The sequence below is a fragment of the Lapillicoccus jejuensis genome (assembly GCF_006715055.1).
Classification (GTDB): Bacteria; Actinomycetota; Actinomycetes; order Actinomycetales; family Dermatophilaceae; genus Lapillicoccus; species Lapillicoccus jejuensis.
The window spans coordinates 4,193,804-4,213,460 of sequence record NZ_VFMN01000001.1 but is presented as its reverse complement, the minus strand read 5'-3'; the positions used below and the strand labels follow the sequence as shown (position 1 = coordinate 4,213,460).

Sequence of the window (19,657 nt, the reverse complement as noted above, 5' to 3'; positions counted from 1 at the left end):
GTCCTCAGACGGTGCGGAAGAGCAGCGCCACGTTGTGGCCGCCGAAGCCGAACGAGTTGTCCAGGACGCTGACCGGGGCGTCGCCGTCACCGAGCGGGCGGTGCTCGCCGCGGACGACGTCGAGCGGGATCTGCTCGTCGAGCTCGTCGATGTTGATCGTCGCCGGGGCGAGCCGGTCGCGCACGGAGTAGATCGACAGGACGGCCTCGAGGGACCCGGCGGCGCCGAGCAGGTGACCGGTCATCGACTTCGTCGCGCTGACGGGGACCGAGGTGGCGGCGTCGCCGAGGGCGCGGCGGATCGCGTTGGCCTCGGCCACGTCGCCGACCGGGGTCGAGGTGGCGTGGGCGTTGATCGCCGACAGCTCGCCCGGCTGCATCCCGGCCTGCTCGAGCGCCTCGAGGATGGCGCGGCTCGCGCCGGCGCCCTCGGGCTCGGGGGCGGTGACGTGGTGGGCGTCGGCGGACATGCCGACCCCCGCGAGCTCGGCGTACACGGTGGCGCCGCGGGCCTGCGCGTGGGCGAGGGTCTCGAGGACGACGACCGCGGCGCCCTCGGCGAGGACGAAGCCGTCGCGGGCGACGTCGTACGGGCGGGAGGCGAGCGTGGGCTCGTCGTTGCGGGTCGACAGGGCCTGCATCGCGGCGAAGCCGGCGATGGGCAGCGCGTGGATGGCCGCCTCGGTGCCGCCGGCGACGACCATGTCGGCGCGGCCGGAGCGCAGCATCGACGCGCCGAGGGCCATCGCCTCGGCGCCTGAGGCGCAGGCGCTGACCGGGGTGTGCGCGCCGGCGCGGGCCTTGAGGTCGAGCGAGACCGCGGCGGCCGGGCCGTTGGGCATGAGCATGGGCACGGCGAGCGGGTAGACCCGGCGGGGGCCCTTCTCGCGCAGCGTGTCCCAGGCGTCGAGCAGCGTCCACACGCCGCCGATGCCGGAGCCGACCGCGACGGCGAGCCGCTCCGGGTCGACCTCGGGGGCGCCGGCGTCGGCCCACGCCTCGCGGGCGGCGATGAGGGCGTACTGCGACGTCGGGTCGAGCCTTCGGGTCTCGACCTTGGCGAGCACCTCGGACGGCTTGACGGCGAGCTGCCCGGCGAAGGTGACGGGGAGCTCGTACTTGCTCACCCAGTCCATCTCGAGGGGGGTGATGCCGGAGCGCCCGGCCAGCACGCCCTCCCAGGTCTCGGGAGCGGTGCCCCCCAGCGGGGTCGTGGCGCCGACACCGGTGACGACGATGCGCTGCTCGGGCGGGAGGGAGGACGTCGCGCTCATGCGGGCAGCCTAGGGCGGGCGACGGGCTACCGGCGAGTCACCCGGCACGCGCGACGGGCCGCCCCGTGGGTCCGGGACGGCCCGTCGTACGGCGTCGTACGGCGTCGTGCGGGGCTCAGCCCTGCGCGTTGGCGATGAAGCTGACGGCGTCCTGCACGGTCTTGAGGTTCTTGACCTCGTCGTCGGGGATGCGCACGCCGAACTTCTCCTCGGCGTTGACGACGATGGTCATCATCGACAGCGAGTCGATGTCGAGGTCGTCGGTGAAGGACTTGGCCGGCTGCACCTCGTCGGTGTCGATGCCGGTCTCCTCGTTGACGATCTCGGCCAGACCCTCGAGGATCTCCTGCTCGCTCTGCGCCATGGGGCACTCCTTGGGTTTCGTGGTGTCCGCCGGGGGTGTCCCGGCCGGACCCGCGCGGGGCGCGGGGGTTGGGTGGGGGTCGTCGCGACCCTACGGCAGGACGACGACCTGGGCCGCGTAGACCAGGCCGGCGCCGAAGCCGATCTGCAGGGCCAGGCCGCCGTGCGGCGCCACGCCCTCGCGCAGCATCCGCTCGGTGGCGAGCGGGATGGAGGCGGCCGACGTGTTCGCCGTCTCTGCGATGTCGCGGGCCACGGGGATGTCCGCCGGCAGACCGAGCTGCTTGATCATCGCGTCGATGATCCGCATGTTCGCCTGGTGCGGGATGAAGGCGTCGAGGTCGTCGATGGTGATGCCGGCCTTCTCGATCGCCTCGCGCGCGACGGGGGCCATGCCCCACACGGCCCAGCGGAAGACCGTCTGCCCGGCCATCGTGAGGACCGGGCGGTCCTGCAGCGGCGCGCCGTCGCCGTCGACGAACGGGTCGCGCTGCTGGATGGCCTGCCACTTGTCGCCGGCCGACCCCCACACCGTCGGGCCGATGCCGGGGGTGTCGCTCGGGCCGACGACCGCCGCGCCCGCCCCGTCGCCGAAGATGAACGCGCTGCCGCGGTCGTCGAAGTCGGTGAAGTCCGAGAGCTTCTCGACCCCGACGACGAGGACGTACTCGGCGCTGCCGCCGCGGACCATGTCGCTGGCGACCGAGATGCCGTAGCAGTAGCCGGCGCAGGCGGCCGAGATGTCGAACGCGGCGCACTGCACGCCGAGCCGGTCGGCGAGCATCGGCGCGGCTCCCGGGGTGACCATGAGGTGGGTGACCGAGGCGACGACCACGGCGCCGAGCTGGGAGGGGTCGATCCCGGCGGCGGCGAGCGCGTCACGGGCGGCGTGCTCGGCCATGTCGACGACCGACTCGTCGCGGGCGGCGAACCGCCGGGTGACGATGCCGGAGCGCTCGCGGATCCACTCGTCGGAGGAGTCGATCCGCTCGACGAGCTCGGAGTTCGGCACGACCCGCTCCGGGCGGTAGCCGCCGACGCCGAGGATCCGGGCGTGGCGGGCGCCGTCGGAGCCGGCGAGGACGCCGGTGCCCTTGGGGGCGCGCGGGGTGCGCGGGGTGGCGGTCTCGGTCATGGTCGGTCCGTCCTCGGTGATGGGGTCGGGCTCAGGAGCCCGCGTGGGCGGCGACGAGGGCGCGCGCGGCGTCGAGGTCGTCGGGGGTCTTGAGGGCGACGAGCTCGACGCCCTTCATGGCGCGCTTGGCGATGCCGGTGAGGGTGCCTGCGGGGGCCAGCTCGAGCAGGCCGGTGACGCCGAGCTCGAGCAGGGTCGCCATGGTGAGGTCCCAGCGGACCGGGTTGCTCACCTGCGAGACCAGTCGCTCGAGCGCGTCGCTGCCGCTCCCGACGGCGGCGCCGTCGCGGTTGGAGAGCAGGGTCGTGCGCGGGTCGGCCGGGGTGACCTCGGCGGCGGCGTCGCGCAGGGCGTCGACGGCGGGGGCCATGTGGTGGGTGTGGAACGCGCCGGCGACCGACAGCGGGATCACCCGTGCCCGGGTCGGCGGGTCGGCGGCCAGCGCCGCGAGCTGCCCCATGGTGCCGGCGGCGACGGTCTGGCCGGCGCCGTTGGCGTTGGCCGGCGTGAGGCCGTGCCGCTCGAGGGCGGCCGCGACCTCGTCGGGGTCGCCGCCGAGGACGGCGCTCATGCCGGTCGGGGTGAGCGCGCTGGCCTGCGCCATCGCGCGGCCGCGGACACCGACGAGCCGGACGGCGTCCTGCTCGGTGAGCACCCCGGCGAGGGCGGCGGCGGTGAACTCGCCGACCGAGTGGCCGGCGAGCACCCCGGCGCGGTCGCTCGCTCCCAGCGCGTCCGCGGTGAGCAGCCCGGCGGCGACGATGAGCGGCTGGGCGACGGCGGTGTCCTTGATCGTCTCGGCGTCCGACGTCGTGCCGTGGGCGACGAGGTCGGTGCCGAGGGCGTCGGACCAGCCGGCGAGCCGGTCGCGCAGCCCGTCCAGCTCGAGCCACGGGGTGAGGAAGCCGGGGGTCTGGGAGCCCTGGCCGGGGCAGACGATGGCGAGCACGGATCAAGCCTCGCCGGTCGGCCCCTCGTCCGGCGGCACCGAAGCCCACGAATCTTCCGGGTGACCGTTGGAGGAATCCTCCAAACGCGTCGTCGGTGGGCCGGCGGCGCCGCGCGGGGTCACACCGCTGCGCCACGGCCGCGGCTCGGGCTCGGCCAGCCGGCCCACGGCCAGGGCGACCTGCACGGCGAGGGCCTCCCGGGGGGTCGTGAGGTCGTACCCGACGAGCGCCGCGACCCGCCCCAGCCGGTACCGCACCGTGTTGGGGTGGACGTAGAGAGCCCGGGCCGTCGCCTCCAGCGAGCGACCCTGCTCGAGGAACTCGGTCGCCGTCGCCAGCAGCGCCGGGTGCTGCGCGAGCGGGTGGTGGACGCGGTTGACCAGGGTGCGGCGCGCCGGCCCGTCGCCGCCGAGGACCCGCTCGGGCAGCAGGTCGTCGGCGAGCACGGGGCGCGGCGCCGCGGGCCAGGCCGCCACGGCGGCCAGCCCGCTGAGGGCGGCCCGCGCCGAGCGGCCCGCGGCGAACAGGTGGGGCACGGTCGGCCCGAGGACGACCGGACCCTCGCCGAAGTGCTCGGCCAGCGCGGCGACGACGGTCGCCGGCCGCGCCGCCGTCCCCTCCGGCCCGGCCGTGGCCGGGGGCCGCAGCCCCCCGAGGATGACGACGAGCCGGCGGCGCTGCAGCGCGGCGAGCGCCTCGACCCCCTCCCGGGCGGCGGCCCGCCGTACGGCGTCGACCGCGGCCGCGGCGCCGACGTCCCGGGCGGGGGAACCTGCGACGACCGCGACGCCCTGCACCGACCCCCAGCCGAGCGCGGTGGCGCGGCTCTGCATCGAGTCGTCGGCCTCGCCGCGGACGACGGCGTCGACGACGAGCGCCTCGAGCCGGGCGTCCCACGCGCCGCGCGACTCCGCGGCGGCGGCGTACACCTCGGCGGCGCCGAAGGCGACCTCGCGCGAGTAGCGCAGCACCGCCTCGCGCAGCGTGCGCTCGTCGGTGCGGCCGGCGTACGACGCCACCTCGTGCTCGACGACGTCGACGACGGTCCGGACGAGCTCGAGGGTCTGCGCCAGGTTGATCGCCCGGGTCAGCTCGCGCGGGGCCTCGGCGAAGACCTCGCGCATCACCGGGTCGCGCGGGCTCGCGTCCCCGACGGCGTCGTCCTGGAGCCAGGTGAGGAACGAGGACACGGCAGCCTGGACGACGAGGGTCAGCCACGAGCGGTCCTCGGCGCCGAGCGCGCGGTACCACCCGTGGTCGGCCTCCATCCGGCGCAGGGCCGCCGCCGTCAGCGCGCCCGCACCGCCCTCGAGCCGGCGCCGGGTCGCCGTCCCCAGACGGGTCTGCGGGGCGCTCGCCGACGTCACGGCCCGAGTGTATTTGTACGACGCCGACAAGGGGCGGGTGCGCGGCTCGTTCGCTATGGTCCGCTCTCATGCAGGGGGACCTCGAGATCATCACCGACACCCGCCCGCTGGCCAGCGCCGAGCGGCGCCCGCTGCACCGGGTCGTGCTCATCACCGAGACCGACGGACCGCTGACCGAGTGGCCGCGCGAGACGTTCGGCGTCATCGGCGATGTCCTCGACGTCGTCGACGAGGCGCACCGCCGTGCGGGGCGCGACCGCCTGGCCGCCGTCGCCCTCGAGACGCCCCAGCCCGGGCTCGCCCACGCCCCGGGCAACGGCGAGAACCGGGTCATGTGGACGTGGCTGCACGGGTTCGACCCGATCTTCCCCGACGACCTGGAGAACCCGGCTTTCCAACGGATGCGCGCCTGTCGCGATCGCTGACGGCGGGCCCGCGGTCGCTCGGCCGGGGCGCGCTCAGCCGACCGCGCCGAACCCGCCCACCCGCGCGACGAGGCTCGTCGGGAAGGTGCGGACCCGGTCGTCGTACGCCCGGACGTTGTCGGCGTGGACCCGACGGGCGGCCGCGAGCCGCTCCTCGGTGTCGTGCAGCCGGCGGCGCAGCTCGGCGAACGCGGCGTCGGCGGCCAGCGCCGGGTTGGTCTCGCCGACCCGGTCGACCGGCCCGGCCAGCGCCCCCTGCTCGGCGACCAGCAGAGTCAGCAGCGCCCGCTCGTGCGCGGCGTGCGCCTCGACGACCCGCACCAGCGCGGGCACGAGGTCGTGCCGGCGGCGCAGCTCGACGTCGACGTCGCGGGCCGACTCGGCGACGTGCTGGCGCTGCCGGACGAACCGCCGGTGCGCCCCCAGCCACGCCAGCCCCGCGACCACGAGCAGAGCGGCGAGAAGCGCTGCGGTCACCAGCGGGCGCCCGCCAGCGCCGGGGGCAGCCCGCCGCGGTCCTGCCAGACGAAGTCCGGCACGCCGCGCAGCAGGGTGAGGACGACGTCGAGCGGCGCGGACGACGACTCGAGCGGCACGGCCGGGTCGCCGGGCCCCCACGGCGTCACGGTCTCGGTGCGGGTCGGCCGCCAGACGAGCGCGTCACCGCGGGTGATCCGCAGCCGCACCGGCCCGTGTGTGAGCAGGTGCTCCATCGTCCGGGGGGAGAACAGGTCCATGGCGAGCTTCCGGTCCGCGCAGGTCAGCCGGTAGGACCGGTTGAAGCGCTCCCACTCCAGCGCGATGTCGCGGCCGGTGACCGCGTCGACGACCCGGGAGAACGCGGTCTCCGGCGCCAGCTCGAGGTCGGGCAGCCGCGACCCGAGCCGCAGCACGGCGACGTCGAACCGGTGCACGTGCCGCGTCGTCGTCGGCCGCCCCTCGCTGTCGGTCCCGTGGCTCTCGGTCTCGTAGCGGTACTCGAACGCCGAGAAGGGCACGCCCCGGTAGCCGCCCGTGACGTGCGCCTGCGCGCGGCGGCGCAGCCCGCGCCCGAAGGGCTCGCCGCCCCAGGCGTCGACGAGCGGCTGAGCGTCGGCCTCGAAGCGCCAGCCGCGCTCGGCGGCCCAGGCGGCGCGCTGCTCGAGCTGCTGCCGGCGCCGCTTCGCGGACACGACGGCGACCACGGCGGCGACCACGGTGAGGACGACGAACAGCCCGATGAACAGGCCCGGTCCGGGCATCCCCGACCCGGGCAGGCCGGAACCGCTCGGGTCGAGGCCACCGGGGTCGAAGGGCTGGTCCATGTCGGGAGGATGCCGTACGACGTGCCCGTCGCGGTGCGTTTCGGCGCGCTCACCCCGTCGCGTCGTGCGTGACGCGCCCGCCGACCACGGTGAGCGCCACCCGCGTGCCGCGCAGCACCGCGGCGGAGGTGGCCGGGTCCTCGCCGGCGAGCGGGTCCGCGTCGACGAGGACGAGGTCGCCGCGCGAGCCCACGCCGACCGTCCCCGCCCCGTCGGTGCTCGCGGCGAGCGCCTCGGCCGCGGTGAGCTGCTCGGCCGGGACCCACGGCTCGCGGGCGTCGGCGGTGCGGTGCACCGCGGCGGCCATGGCCAGCCACGGGTCGAGCCGGGCGACCGGGGCGTCCGAGCCGAGCGCGAGGGTGACCCCGGCGTCGAGCAGCGTGCGCAGCATGAAGCAGCGGTCCTCGCGCCCCGGCCAGATCGCCGTCGTGAGGTCGCGGTCGTCGAGCAGGTGCGCCGGCTGCACGCTCGCGACGAGCCCGAGCCGCGCCATCGCGGCGGCCGCCCCGGGGGGCAGCAGCTGCGCGTGCTCGAGCGACCCGCGCGCCCCCGACGCGGCGAAGGCGTCGAGCGCGATCTGCGCGGCGGCGTCGCCGATGACGTGCACCGCGGCGCGCAGCCCGTGGTCGGTCACCTCGCGCAGCAGCGCGGTGAGATCGCCGCCGTCGACGTTCTGCTTGCCGTACGGCGCCGCCGGGTGGGCGCCGCCGCCCGGCTCACCGCCGGGGCGCGCCGGGTACGGCTCGTGGCAGTGCGCCGTGCGGGTGGCCAGGCTGCCGTCGCTGATGATCTTGAACGGTCCCATCGTCACCAGGCCCCGCCCACCGGGCGCCGGGTCGCCGGTCCGCAGGCCGCGGGCGTAGGCGGCCGGCAGGTGCTCGCGGTAGACCGACGTGCGCACCCGCAGCCGGTCGACGCCGGACTCGACGCGCGCGACCCACTCCTCGGGGGAGGTGCCCAGCTCCATGTCGACGATCCCGACGACCCCGCGCGCCGCCGCGTCCTCGACCGCCGCGACGAGCCCCCGCCGGGCCTCCTCACCCGCGCCGGGGAGCTCGGCCAGCCGCGACCACACGGCGAACCAGTCGTCCTCGTCGAGCGCGCCGGCGCACGGGGCGAGCCCGAGGAAGCGCTGCGCCGCCGAGGACAGCCAGCCGTTGTGGCCGTCGCCCGCGACGAGGACGACGAGCCGCTCGCCGGCGACCGCGTCGAGCGCGGCCGTCGACGGGGCGACGTCCCAGCCGCCGGAGCGGTAGCCGTAGCCGACGAGCGCCTGGCCCGCCGGGTGCCGGGGGAGCGCGGCGGCCACCTTCTCCAGGACGTCGTACGGCGACCCGGTGCCCGACACGTCGAGCCGCGCCGCGGTCCGCGCCCACTGGTCGAGGTGGACGTGGTGGTCCCACAGCCCGGGCAGCAGCCACCGACCGTCCGCCTCGACGACCCGGCCGGTGGCCGGGGCGCGCAGCCCGACCCCGACGGCGGTGACGCGCCCGCCCTCGACGAGCACGTCGACCGGTTCCGAGGTGGCGACGGGCGCCCCCACCGGCACGAGCCAGGCCGACCGCAGGAGCAGCGGCGCCCCCGCGTCAGTCGGTGCCGGCATCGAAGGAGCTGCGCTCCTGGGCCTCGTCGACGGCCTCGGCGGTCTCCGGGTCGCTGGTGGCACCCGCCGCGATCGAGGCCGCGCCGCCCTGCTGGAGCTCGCCGACGAGCTCGGCGGTGTGCCCGCCGGTCAGCTGCCCCTGGGCGGCGTACAGCTCGAGCTTGGAGCGGGTGTCGGCGATGTCGAGGTTGCGCATCGTCAGCTGGCCGATCCGGTCGACCGGGCCGAAGGCGGCGTCCTCGGTGCGCTCCATCGACAGCTTGTCCGGGTGGTAGCTGAAGTGCGGGCCGGTCGTGTCGAGCACCGTGTAGTCCTCCCCGCGGCGCAGCCGCAGCGTCACCGTCCCGGTGACCGCGGAGGCGACCCAGCGCTGCAGCGACTCGCGGAGCATGAGCGACTGCGGGTCGAGCCAGCGGCCTTCGTACAGCAGGCGACCGAGCCGGCGGCCCTCGGCGTGGTAGGTCGCCAGGGTGTCCTCGTTGTGGATCGCGTTGAGCAGCCGCTCGTAGGCGACGTGCAGCAGCGCCATGGCCGGCGCCTCGTAGATGCCACGGCTCTTGGCCTCGATGATCCGGTTCTCGATCTGGTCGCTCATGCCGAGGCCGTGGCGGCCACCGACGACGTTGGCCTCGTGGACGAGGGCGACGTCGGAGTCGAAGGTGCGCCCGTCGATCGAGACCGGCCGGCCCTGCTCGAAGCCGATCGTCACGTCCTCGGTCGCGATCTCGACGGCCGGGTCCCAGTAGCGCACGCCCATGATCGGCTCGACCGTCTCGAGCGAGACGTCGAGGTGCTCGAGGGTCTTGGCCTCGTGGGTGGCGCCGAGCATGTTGGCGTCGGTGGAGTACGCCTTCTCGGTCGAGTCGCGGTAGGGCAGGTCGTGGGCGACGAGCCACTCGCTCATCTCCTTGCGCCCGCCGAGCTCGGTGACGAAGTCGGCGTCGAGCCACGGCTTGTAGATGCGCAGCCCCGGGTTGGCCAGCAGGCCGTAGCGGTAGAACCGCTCGATGTCGTTGCCCTTGTACGTCGACCCGTCGCCCCAGATCGAGACGCCGTCCTCGTGCATCGCGCGCACGAGCAGCGTGCCGGTGACGACGCGCCCGAGCGGGGTCGTGTTGAAGTACGTCCTCCCGCCCGAGCGGACGTGGAACGCGCCGCAGGCGATGGCCGACAGCCCCTCCTCGACGAGCGCCGGCTTGCAGTCGACGAGCCGGGACAGCTCGGCGCCGTACTGCGCCGCGCGGCCGGGGACGCCGGCGATGTCGGGCTCGTCGTACTGGCCGAGGTCGGCCGTGTAGGTGCACGGCACCGCGCCCTTGTCGCGCATCCACGCGACGGCGACGGAGGTGTCGAGCCCTCCGGAGAAGGCGATGCCGACGCGCTCGCCGACGGGCAGGGAGGTGAGGACCTTGGACACGGCCGACAGCCTATTGCGGGGAGCGCACCACCGTGAGCCGCCCCTCGTCGAGCCGGACCTCCCCGTCGGCCTGCTCGGCGGCCTCCGGGTCGTGGGTGGCCATGACGACGACGGCGCCCCGGTCGGCCTCGGCGCGCAGCAGCGCGAGGACGCGCTCGCGGTTGATGTGGTCGAGCTCGGAGGTCGGTTCGTCGGCGAGCAGGACGCGCGAGCGGGCAGCGAGCCCGCGCGCGACGGCGACCCGTTGCTGCTGCCCGCCGGAGAGCTCCTCGACGAGGTGGCCGCCGGACTCCCCGAGGCCGACGGCGTCGAGCACCGCGTCCGTACGACGCCCCGCGTCGTCCGCGGCGACGCCGGTCGCCAGCAGCGGGAGCAGGACGTTCTCGCGCGCGGTGAGGACGGTGGCCAGGCCGTTGCCCTGCGGCACGATCCCCACCCCGCGGGCGACGGCGGCGTCGCGGTCCGCGACCGGCTCGCCGTCCACCGTCACCGTGCCGGCGGCCGGGCGCGCGGCCCCGGCGAGCGCCCACAGCAGCGTCGACTTCCCCGCCCCCGACGGGCCGGTGACGGCCAGGACCTGCCCGGCGCGGGCGTCGAGGTCGACGCCGTCGAGGGCCACGACCCCGCCGTACGCGACCCGCAGCCCCCGGACCGCGACCTGCGCGGGCTCTGCGGGCGCCTCAGCCACCGGGCTCCTCCTCGTGCTCGACCGGGTGGTCGGCGGCCTGCAGCCGCCACCCGTCCTCGTCCTCGTGCACCCGCACGAGCGTGCCGGGCGGGAGGGCCAGCAACGCCGGCGGCGGCAGCGGGAGGGAGCCGTCGGCCGCGACGACGGCGTACTCCTCGCCGCTGCGGCCCTCGCCGCCGACCCGGCCGTCGCGGATGGTCACCGTGCGCGGCAGCCGGGCCGCGACCTCGGCGTCGTGGGTGACGATGACGACGGTCGTGCCGACCTGGCGGTTGACCTCGCGGATGGCGTCGAGGACCTCGTCGCGCGCGCCGTGGTCGAGCTGGCTGGTCGGCTCGTCGCCGAGCAGCAGCCCGGGGTGGGCGGCGACGGCGACGGCGAGCGCGGTGAGCTGGAGCTGGCCAGGGGTGAGCCGCTCCAGCGGGGTGCTCGCACGGCGGCGCAGCCCGACGAGCGCGAGCACCTCGGCCGCCGGGGGCAGCACGCGACCGGCGGCGCGGGCGGCGCGCTGCGCGAGCTCGACGTTCTGCCGGGCGGTGAGGTAGGGCAGCAGGTTGCGGGCGGCGCCCTGCAGGACGACGCCGACCTCGGTCGCGCGGTAGCGGTCGAGGGCGGCCTCGTCGAGCCGGCCGAGGTCGTGCGGGCCGACGTGCAGCGTGCCCGCGCTGGGTCGCAGCAGGCCGCCGAAGAGGGTGAGCAGCGTCGACTTGCCCGCCCCGGAGGGCCCGAGCAGCCCGACGACCTCGCCCTCGCGCACCGTGAGGTCGACCCCGGAGAGCGCCGCGACGTCGTGCCCCTCGGAGCGGTAGATGTGCACGAGCCCGCGGGTCGTGACCGCGAGGCCCCCGCGACGCTCCGACGGGGCCTGCGGACCCTCGCGCACCGTGGCCCCCCTCACAGCTGGTCCCGGACCCGGTCGACCGTCGCCGCGCGCACCTGCCGGGAGGCGACGCCGAGCCCGACGAGCAGCAGCAGGAGCAGCCCGCCGGCGGTGACGAGCAGCACCGGGAGGACGGCGACGGCCGTGTCGACCGGCAGGACCGTCGAGGGCACGGTGAAGAACGGCACGAGGGGCACGGCCAGGTGGGCCCCGACGAGCCCGCAGAGCAGACCCGCCACGACCCCGACGAGGACGACGGTGACCTGCTCGGCCGGGGCGACGACGGCGAGGGTCCGCGCGGGCACCCCGGCGAGCCGCAGCGCGCCGAGGTCGCGCGAGCGGGTCCGCGCCGACGCGGCGGCGACGAGGACGAGGACGAGGCCGGCGACGAGCAGCGCGACGACGCCGATGACGAGCGCCATCTGCAGCCCCCACGCCGACGCCGAGGCGTCGTACAGGGCCTGCCGGTCGGCGAGGTCCTCGGTGCCGGTCACGGCGACCCCGCGGGCGGCGAGCGCGGCCCGCACGCGCTGCTCGGTGGCCGCGTCGGTCACCCACACCGACGCGGTGCCTGGCGCGGAGACCTGGTCGGTGCGGGCGGCGAGCCGGTCGAGGTCGACCAGCGCCTCGTGGGCCCCGCCACCGGGGGCGTAGGGGACGTCGGCGGCGCGGACCATGCCGGTCGTCAGCCCGTCGAGACCGGCGGCGGTGAACTGCTGCCCGGTGGAGCCCGGGGGCAGCCCGCCGAGCAGCAGCGCCGGGACGGGGGCACCGGCGGCCTCGGTGTCGACCCGCACCTGGTCGCCGTCGGTGGACAGCTGCATCCCCAGGCCGGCGCCGCCGTCGGGGCCCTGCGGGGCGGCGTACGACGCGCGGGTGTCCGGGTCGGGCGTGCCCGACCCCACCCAGCCGGACGCCGCACCGAGGTCGACCGGTGTGCCGTCCATCGTCACCGACGCGACGGTGAGGCGGCCGGACAGCACGAGCGGGGCGGTCCGGCTCGGCTGGAGCACGAAGCCGGCCAACCGGCACGTCCCCGCGCAGCCGAGGTCGGTGGCGAGGGTGACCGGTCCGGGGCCGGCGACGGGCACCGTCCCGAGGTCGGCGGTCACCGGGGCGTTGCCCGGGTAGAGCACGGTCGCCGACAGGTCGAGCCCGAGGCCGGCCGGGTCGACCGGCTGGGAGCCGGACGGGTCCTGCGCCCCGATCGCGGAGAGGGCGACGTGGTCGACGGTGACGGCGAGCCGCCGGCCGACCAGCGTCGGCTGGGCGGGCAGCGGCCGCGACACGTCGGCCCAGTCGAAGGCCCCGGGGGTGCGCGGGAAGCGGGCCACCCGGACGAACGACGCCGGCTGCACGGCCATCGTCGTCACCGCGTCCGGGTCGCCCTGGGGGACGACGACGACGGCGGTGGCGTGGCGGCCGGAGGGGTCGGCGGCGCGCACGGCGGCCAGCAGGGGGGACAGCCGGCTCGCGTCGGTGGCGAGGGTGCGGGTGGCGCCCACCTCGACCTGGGCCCGGTCGGTGCGGTTGCGCTGGCCGACGACGACGGCGTCGGCGGCGAACACGGCGAGGGCGGTGGCGACGGTGATGATCGTGACGACGCGCCGTACGGCGGGCCGACGGGCCACCTGCAGCGCCGTCACCGCGCCCGCGACCCGGCCCCGGCGCACGAACGCGGCGCCGAGCGCGGCGGCGGCGGGGACGAGGACGTGCGCGAGGAGCAGCCCCGCGGCCAGGGCCAGCAGGGTGGGGGTGAGCAGGACGAGGGGGCCGGAGACGTTGCCGGTGACGACCGAGGCGACCCCGGCCACGGCGACCGTGACGACGACGGCGTCCGTGAGCCCGACGGCCCATCCGCGCCGCCGCGGCGGCACCCGGCGCAGCAGCGTCGCGACCGGCTCGCGGACGGTGGGCCGGACGACGACGGCGAGCGCGAGGACGGCGACGAGCAGCGAGCCCGCGGCCGCCGGCCAGACCGTCCACGGCACCTCGAAGGGCACCCCGGGGGTGAGCCAGGTCCGGCGGGCCACCTCGTCCAGCGCGAACGCGGCCAGCACACCGAGCGGCACGCCGAGGGCCGCCACCGTGCCGAGCTCGGCGAGCAGCCGACGGGCGGCGCCGCGCCCACCCTCCCCGCGCAGCCGGACCAGGGCGACCTCGGGGCGGCGCTGCTCGACCGCCGAGGCGGCGACCAGCCCGAGCACGACGACGGCGAGCAGCACGAGCTGGCCGACGACGAGCGGGACGATGACCCGGGCCTGGCGCTGCCCCTCGGCGACCGACGCGGCGAGGTCGTCGACGCGGGTCGTCAGCAGCACCGGCGGCGTGGACGCCGTGGCCACCGCGCTCGCGCGGGCGACCTCCGGCGCCACCCGGGGCAGCGAGGCCAGGTCGACCCGGTCCCGGTCGAGCAGGTAGGCGACGGTGAGGCGCGGCGAGAGCCAGCCGGTGGCGAACGTCGCCTCCGGCGTCACCCACGCGTCCATGAGGGGGTTGTCGGCCGGGGTGCCGTCGGTCCGACCGGCGCGGCCGGTGAGCCCGATCCCCAGCCAGTGGCCGGGGTCGTCGAGCTGGGTGTAGGTGCCGACGACGGTGAAGGGCGCCGCGAAGCCGGGACCCCGCCCGACCGTCGGGACCTCCTCGGGGGCGCTGATCCGCTGGCCGGTCCGGTAGCCCTGCAGGCGGGCCTCGTCGGCGCTGACGAGGACCTCGAAGGCGGCCGACGGGCAGCGACCGGTGACGAGCCGCAGCCCGCGGCAGGTGTCCTGCGGGCCGTACACCGCGACCGACGCGGTGCCGCTGCGCCCGTCCACCGAGACGTGCCCGGTCCACAGGTCGCTCCCGCCGTCGAAGAGCCCGGCCAGCGAGGTCGGGAAGAGCGAGCGGACCTGGGTGGGTGAGGGGTTCGCGGCGACGCTGGACTGGCTGTCGAGGGTGACGGCGGTGGCGGCGACGCCCTGGCGCAGCAGGCCCTCGCGCAGCAGCGACTGCTCGAGCGCGCGCTCGTAGAGCGCCGCGAAGACCGCGCTCGCCGTGACGAGGGCGGTGAGCAGCGCCAACCCGAGGGCCTGGGCACGCCGGTAGCGGATCGCAGCCCACACCTCGCGCGCCCCCCTTCCCGCTGTCGCACGTCCCCGGCGACCGCCCGGGGACGGGGCCCACCCTGCCACGTCCCGCCGTTCGCCGGGTCGCCGCCCGACGCTCATCTCGCGTCCACCTGGCGCCCAGGCCCGACCCAGGAGAGTCTCAGGCATGACCCACCCCACCCGACGGCTCCTGCGGGCCGCGCTCACCCTCGCGGTCGGCGCCGGCCTCACCCTGCCGCTGCTCACCTCCACCACCGTCCACGCCGCGCCCGCCGGGGCGGCGACGGTCACCCCGGCCGCGAGGGCCCCCCTCGGCTCACCCCTCGTCATCGGCCACCGCGGGGCGTCCGGCTACCGCCCCGAGCACACCCTCGCGTCGTACGAGCTCGCGGCCCGGATGGGCGCGGACCTCATCGAGCCCGACGTCGTGTCGACGAAGGACGGCGTCCTCGTCGTGCGCCACGAGCCGGAGATCTCGGGGACGACCGACGTCGCCGACCACCCCGAGTTCGCCACGCGGCGCACGACCAAGCAGCTCGACGGCGTCGCGACGACCGGCTGGTTCACCGAGGACTTCACCCTCGCCGAGCTGCGCACCCTGCGCGCGAAGGAGCGGCTCCCGCAGTACCGCCAGCACAACACGCTGTACGACGGCCTGTTCCCGATCCCCACGCTCGACGAGGTGTTCGCGCTGCGCGCCCGGCTCGAGCAGGAGCTGCACCGCACCATCGGGATCATCCCGGAGACCAAGCACCCCACCTACTTCCGTGCCCTGGGCCTCCCGCTCGAGCCCGGCCTGGTCACCCTCGTACGGAAGTACGGGCTGGACCGGCCGACCGCGCCGATCGTCGTGCAGTCCTTCGAGCTGAACAACCTGCAGCTGCTGCGCAGCCTCTACCGGTTCCGGGCCAAGGAGGTCCTCCTCACGAGCACCACGGGCAAGGGGTTCGGCGACACGAAGACCTACGCCCAGCTGCTCTCCCCCCGCGGGATGGCCACGCTCGCGCAGACCGTCCAGTCGATCGGCCCCGACAAGAACCAGGTCATCGCCCGCACCGCCGACGGCTCGCTCGGCCAGGACACCGGCCTCGTCGCCCGCGCGCACCGGTTCGGGCTGACCGTCACGCCGTACACCTTCCGCGCGGAGAACGTCTTCCTGCCCACCGACCTGCAGGTCGGCACCGTGCCGAGCGACTACGGGAGGGCGATCGACGAGGACGTCGCGTTCCTGCGCGTCGGGGTCGACGGGCTGTTCTGCGACCAGCCCGACATCTGCCTCGTCGCGCGCCAGCAGTTCCTCGCCGGGAAGTAGCTGCTCCGGAAGCATCCATGCACGACGCGACCCCCGCCCGGAGCCCGGGCGGGGGTCGCGTCGTCGTACGGCGTGCCGGTGGTGCGGCTCAGGCGTCGCCGCCCGCGTTGCCGGAGGTGCCGGCGGTGACGTCGTCGAGCCGGTACATCCCGGCGGCCTTGGCCGCCCAGTCGGCCGGGACCTCGCCGCGCTTGGCCAGCTGCTGCAGCGTCCGCACGGCGAGCGAGGGCCCGTCGATGTGGAAGAAGCGGCGGGCGGCGGCGCGGGTGTCGGAGAAGCCGAACCCGTCGGCGCCGAGCGAGACGAAGTCGCCCGGCACGTACGGCGCGATCTGGTCCTGCACCGCGCGCATGTAGTCCGACACCGCGAGCACCGGGCCGGGGGCGTCCTGCAGCTTGGCCGTCACCCACGGGGTGCGCGCCGGCGCGTCCGGGGTGAGGAACTCGGCCTCGTCGCAGGCGAGCCCGTCGCGGCGCAGCTCGCTCCACGACGTCACCGACCAGACGTCGGCGGCGACGCCGAAGTCCTTGGCCAGCAGCTCCTGCGCCTCGAGCGCCCACGCCACCCCGACGCCGGAGGCGAGCAGCTGCGCCCGGGCCGGCTGGTGCTCCCAGCCGTCGGTGTCCGCCGGCTTGAGCAGGTGCATCCCGCGCAGGATGCCCTCGCGGTCGACGTGCTCCGGCTCCTTGGGCTGGACGATGGGCTCGTTGTAGACGGTGAGGTAGTAGATGACGTTCTCGGGCTGGTCGCCGTACATCCGCCGCAGGCCGTCCTGGACGATGTGCGCGATCTCGTAGCCGTAGGCCGGGTCGTAGGCGACGACGGCCGGGTTGGTCGAGGCGAGCAGCGGCGAGTGGCCGTCGGCGTGCTGCAGGCCCTCACCGGTGAGCGTCGTCCGGCCGGCGGTGGCGCCGATGAGGAAGCCGCGGGCCATCTGGTCGGCGGCCGCCCAGATGCTGTCGCCGGTGCGCTGGAACCCGAACATCGAGTAGAAGACGTAGACCGGCACCATCGGCTCACCGTGCGTCGCGTACGACGACCCGGCGGCGGTGAAGGCGGCGACCGACCCGGCCTCGTTGATGCCGAGGTGGAGGATCTGGCCCGACGTCGACTCGCGGTAGGCCAGCATGAGCTCGGCGTCGACCGGGGTGTAGTTCTGCCCGTGCGGGTTGTAGATCTTCGCCGTCGGGAAGAACGAGTCCATCCCGAAGGTGCGCGCCTCGTCGGGGATGATCGGCACGACGCGCTTGCCGAACTCCTTGTCCCGCATGAGGTCCTTGAGCAGCCGGACGAACGCCATCGTCGTGGCGATCTCCTGCTTGCCCGAGCCCTTCTTCAGCTGGGCGTAGGCGTCGTCGCCCGGCAGCTTGAGGCTCTCGTGCTGGACCCGGCGCGAGGGGACGCCGCCACCGAGGGCGGCGCGGCGCTCGCGCAGGTACTGGATCGCCGGGTGGTCGTCGCCCGGGTGGTAGTACGGGGGGTGGTACGGGTCGGCCTCGAGCTGGGCGTCGGAGATGGGGATGCGCAGCTCGTCGCGGAACGTCTTGAGGTCGTCGAGGGTCAGCTTCTTCATCTGGTGGGTCGCGTTGCGGCCCGCGAAGTGCTTGCCCAGGCCGTAGCCCTTGATCGTCTTGGCGAGGATCACCGTCGGCTGGCCGGTGTGCTCCGTCGCGGCCTTGTAGGCGGCGTAGACCTTGCGGTAGTCGTGGCCACCGCGCTTGAGCTTCCACCAGACGTCCTCGTCGGACCACGACTCGACCATCTTGCGGGTGCGCGGGTCGCGGCCGAAGAAGTGCTCGCGCACGTAGGCGCCGTCGTTGGCCCGGAAGGTCTGGTAGTCGCCGTCGCTCGTCGAGTTCATCACGTGGATGAGCGCGCCGTCGCGGTCGGCGGCGAGCAGCGGGTCCCACCCGCGGCCCCAGACGACCTTGATGACGTTCCAGCCCGCGCCGCGGAAGAACGCCTCGAGCTCCTGGACGATCTTGCCGTTGCCGCGGACCGGGCCGTCGAGGCGCTGCAGGTTGCAGTTGACGACGAAGGTGAGGTTGTCGAGCTCCTCGCTGGCCGCCAGCTGCAGCAGGCCGCGCGACTCCGGCTCGTCCATCTCGCCGTCGCCGAGGAAGGCCCACACGTGCTGCTGGCTGGTGTCCTTGATCCCGCGCCCGTGCAGGTACTTGTTGAACTGCGCCTGGTAGATCGCGTTCATCGGGCCGATGCCCATCGACACCGTCGGGAACTGCCAGAACTCCGGCGCGAGGCGCGGGTGCGGGTAGGACGGCAGCGCGCGGATGCGGCCGTCGACGAGGTGGCTCTTCTCCTGGCGGAAGCCGTCGAGGTCGGCCTCCTCGAGGCGGCCCTCGAGGTAGGCGCGGGCGTACATGCCGGGGGAGGCGTGGCCCTGGAAGAAGACCTGGTCGCCGCCGCCCGGGTGGTCGTGGCCGCGGAAGAAGTGGTTGAGCCCGACCTCGTAGAGCGTCGCGGCGGAGGCGTACGTCGAGATGTGACCCCCGACGCCGACGCCGGGCGCCTGCGCCCGGTGGACCATGATCGCGGCGTTCCACCGCAGCCAGCGGCGGTACTCGCGCTCGACCTCCTCGTCACCGGGGAACCACGGCTCCTGCTCGGGGCCGATGGTGTTGATGTAGTCGGTCGCCGTCAGCGACGGCACCCCGACCTGCATCTCGCGCGCCCGCTCGAGCAGCTTGAGCATGATGTAGCGCGCCCGCGTGCGTCCCGACTCGTCGAGGACGGCGTCGAGCGACTCGAGCCACTCCGCGGTCTCCTCGGGGTCGGTGTCCGGGAGCTGGGTGGGGATGCCGTTGAGGATGGGTCCGGAGGCGTCCGGTGCAGCCACGTCGCAGTCCTTTCGTGTCGGCCATGGGTGGGCCGAGGGCTTCTCCCAGCCATCCTCCACCCGCAGGTGCCCCCGGTCACAACCGGCGGGGCTACTGACCGGTCCCTGAGACCCCCGGCGGACCCGCGACCCGGTGCGCGCCGGCGTAGACGGTCAGCCGCGGGGGCCGGACGAAGCCGAGCAGCGTCAGCCCGGTGTCGGCGGCGAGGTCGACGGCCAGCGAGGTCGGGGCCGACACGGCGGCGAGCACCGGCACCCCGGCGACGTACGCCTTCTGGACCAGCTCGAACCCCGCGCGGCTGCTGACGGCGAGCAGGTGCCCGGTGAGCGGCAGCCGTCCCTCGCGGGCGGCCCAGCCCAGGACCTTGTCGACGGCGTTGTGGCGCCCGACGTCCTCGCGCACGCAGAGCACCTCGCCGTCCGCGGTGAACAGCCCGGCCGCGTGGACGGCGCCGGTGCGCTCGAAGACCTTCTGCTGCGCCCGCAGCGCGTCGGGCAGCGCGGCGACGACCTGCGGGTCGACGCGCACCGGGTCGGCGGCGACGTCGTACCGGCCGGTGGTGCGCACGGCGTCGATGCTCGCGGTCCCGCACACCCCGCACGCGCTCGAGGTGACCGTCCGGCGCGCGGACGCGGCGCCCGGGCGTGCCACCCCGTCGGCGAGGGCGACGTCGACGACGTTGAAGGTGGGGGAGCCGCTCTCGTCCTCGTCCTGGCAGTGCATGAGGGTGCGCACGTCCTGCGCGCCGGTGATGACGCCCTCGGACAGCAGGAAGCCGATGGTGAGGTCGAAGTCGTCACCGGGGGTGCGCATCGTCACCGACAGCGGCTCCCCGTCGACCCGGACCTGCATCGGCGCCTCGACCGCCAGGGTCTCGACCCGGTCGCGGTGCTGCGCCGGGCCCTGCGCGGCGACCTCGACCCGCACCGCCCGGGTCCGGCTCGTCACGCGTCCCATCCCGTCACTGTAGGTGGCCCCCCGACGACTGCGAGGCGT

Annotated in this window: 16 protein-coding genes; 2 read left to right on the top strand and 14 right to left on the bottom strand. The window is 75.6% G+C overall.

All coding sequences use genetic code 11. The features are described from left to right. Positions 1-4: 4 nt before the first annotated feature. From FB458_RS19525 to FB458_RS19505, 5 genes are all read right to left on the bottom strand, one after another. Positions 5-1,273: a beta-ketoacyl-[acyl-carrier-protein] synthase family protein gene (locus FB458_RS19525; protein WP_141849963.1), complete on the bottom strand. Its 1,269-nt coding sequence runs from the start codon at positions 1,271-1,273 to the stop codon at positions 5-7. 115 nt (positions 1,274-1,388) lie between these two features. After that, entirely contained in the window at positions 1,389-1,637 is a 249-nt protein-coding gene (locus FB458_RS19520; RefSeq protein ID WP_141849962.1) for an acyl carrier protein, read from the bottom strand. 90 nt (positions 1,638-1,727) lie between these two features. Then, on the bottom strand, positions 1,728-2,771 hold the full coding sequence (locus FB458_RS19515) for a beta-ketoacyl-ACP synthase III (RefSeq protein WP_141849961.1): 1,044 nt from the start codon (positions 2,769-2,771) through the stop codon (positions 1,728-1,730). 31 nt (positions 2,772-2,802) lie between these two features. Continuing rightward, the gene (locus FB458_RS19510; protein ID WP_141849960.1) at positions 2,803-3,720 is read right to left on the bottom strand and encodes an ACP S-malonyltransferase; all 918 of its coding nucleotides are present in this window, start codon (positions 3,718-3,720) and stop codon (positions 2,803-2,805) included. A 3-nt stretch (positions 3,721-3,723) separates the two neighbouring features. Beyond that, entirely contained in the window at positions 3,724-5,088 is a 1,365-nt protein-coding gene (locus FB458_RS19505) for a PucR family transcriptional regulator (protein WP_246061395.1), read from the bottom strand. A gap of 68 nt (positions 5,089-5,156) precedes the next feature. On the opposite strand from FB458_RS19505, the gene FB458_RS19500 reads away from it, so the two are divergent. Then, positions 5,157-5,513 carry a hypothetical protein gene (locus FB458_RS19500; RefSeq protein WP_141849959.1) on the top strand — a complete coding sequence of 119 codons (357 nt, stop codon included), beginning with the start codon at positions 5,157-5,159 and terminating at the stop codon, positions 5,511-5,513. A 33-nt stretch (positions 5,514-5,546) separates the two neighbouring features. On the opposite strand, the gene FB458_RS19495 is transcribed toward FB458_RS19500, so the two are convergent. From FB458_RS19495 to FB458_RS21970, 7 genes are read right to left on the bottom strand one after another with little or no spacing between them, the layout of a single operon-like run. Further along, positions 5,547-5,990: a LemA family protein gene (locus tag FB458_RS19495; RefSeq protein ID WP_141849958.1), complete on the bottom strand. Its 444-nt coding sequence runs from the start codon at positions 5,988-5,990 to the stop codon at positions 5,547-5,549. Continuing rightward, complete coding sequence (locus FB458_RS19490) at positions 5,987-6,817, bottom strand: hypothetical protein (RefSeq protein WP_141849957.1); 831 nt, start codon at positions 6,815-6,817, stop codon at positions 5,987-5,989. Before FB458_RS19490 ends, FB458_RS19495 begins: the two co-directional genes overlap by 4 nt. 49 nt (positions 6,818-6,866) lie before the next feature. Then, on the bottom strand, positions 6,867-8,420 hold the full coding sequence (locus FB458_RS19485; protein ID WP_141849956.1) for an amidohydrolase: 1,554 nt from the start codon (positions 8,418-8,420) through the stop codon (positions 6,867-6,869). Further along, complete coding sequence (gene argG / locus FB458_RS19480) at positions 8,404-9,837, bottom strand: argininosuccinate synthase (RefSeq protein WP_141849955.1); 1,434 nt, start codon at positions 9,835-9,837, stop codon at positions 8,404-8,406. The genes FB458_RS19485 and argG overlap by 17 nt, the downstream gene beginning before the upstream one ends. Positions 9,838-9,847: 10 nt before the next feature. Continuing rightward, positions 9,848-10,525 (bottom strand): ABC transporter ATP-binding protein, encoded by a 678-nt coding sequence (locus FB458_RS19475; protein ID WP_141849954.1) that lies wholly within the window; start codon positions 10,523-10,525, stop codon positions 9,848-9,850. After that, the gene (locus FB458_RS21975) at positions 10,518-11,408 is read right to left on the bottom strand and encodes an ABC transporter ATP-binding protein (protein WP_141849953.1); all 891 of its coding nucleotides are present in this window, start codon (positions 11,406-11,408) and stop codon (positions 10,518-10,520) included. Before FB458_RS21975 ends, FB458_RS19475 begins: the two co-directional genes overlap by 8 nt. 11 nt (positions 11,409-11,419) lie before the next feature. Beyond that, positions 11,420-14,509 carry an FtsX-like permease family protein gene (locus tag FB458_RS21970; RefSeq protein ID WP_141849952.1) on the bottom strand — a complete coding sequence of 1,030 codons (3,090 nt, stop codon included), beginning with the start codon at positions 14,507-14,509 and terminating at the stop codon, positions 11,420-11,422. 151 nt (positions 14,510-14,660) lie between these two features. On the opposite strand from FB458_RS21970, the gene FB458_RS19460 reads away from it, so the two are divergent. Beyond that, positions 14,661-15,806 carry a glycerophosphodiester phosphodiesterase gene (locus FB458_RS19460; protein WP_141849951.1) on the top strand — a complete coding sequence of 382 codons (1,146 nt, stop codon included), beginning with the start codon at positions 14,661-14,663 and terminating at the stop codon, positions 15,804-15,806. Between the two features lie 88 nt (positions 15,807-15,894). On the opposite strand, the gene aceE is transcribed toward FB458_RS19460, so the two are convergent. Together aceE and fdhD are read right to left on the bottom strand one after the other, a co-directional pair. After that, a complete protein-coding gene (aceE, locus tag FB458_RS19455) occupies positions 15,895-18,660 on the bottom strand; it encodes a pyruvate dehydrogenase (acetyl-transferring), homodimeric type (protein WP_141849950.1) in 2,766 nt (921 codons plus the stop codon). A 91-nt stretch (positions 18,661-18,751) separates the two neighbouring features. Further along, entirely contained in the window at positions 18,752-19,618 is an 867-nt protein-coding gene (fdhD, locus tag FB458_RS19450) for a formate dehydrogenase accessory sulfurtransferase FdhD (RefSeq protein WP_141849949.1), read from the bottom strand. Positions 19,619-19,657 lie beyond the last annotated feature (39 nt).

Coding starts and splice junctions, on each gene's coding strand:
- FB458_RS19525 (WP_141849963.1), bottom strand. CDS start 1,273: ATGAGCGCGACGTCCTCCCTCCCGCCCGAGCAGCGCATCGTCGTCACC.
- FB458_RS19520 (WP_141849962.1), bottom strand. CDS start 1,637: ATGGCGCAGAGCGAGCAGGAGATCCTCGAGGGTCTGGCCGAGATCGTC.
- FB458_RS19515 (WP_141849961.1), bottom strand. CDS start 2,771: ATGACCGAGACCGCCACCCCGCGCACCCCGCGCGCCCCCAAGGGCACC.
- FB458_RS19500 (WP_141849959.1), top strand. CDS start 5,157: ATGCAGGGGGACCTCGAGATCATCACCGACACCCGCCCGCTGGCCAGC.
- FB458_RS19490 (WP_141849957.1), bottom strand. CDS start 6,817: ATGGACCAGCCCTTCGACCCCGGTGGCCTCGACCCGAGCGGTTCCGGC.
- FB458_RS19485 (WP_141849956.1), bottom strand. CDS start 8,420: ATGCCGGCACCGACTGACGCGGGGGCGCCGCTGCTCCTGCGGTCGGCC.
- FB458_RS19460 (WP_141849951.1), top strand. CDS start 14,661: ATGACCCACCCCACCCGACGGCTCCTGCGGGCCGCGCTCACCCTCGCG.
- fdhD (WP_141849949.1), bottom strand. CDS start 19,618: ATGGGACGCGTGACGAGCCGGACCCGGGCGGTGCGGGTCGAGGTCGCC.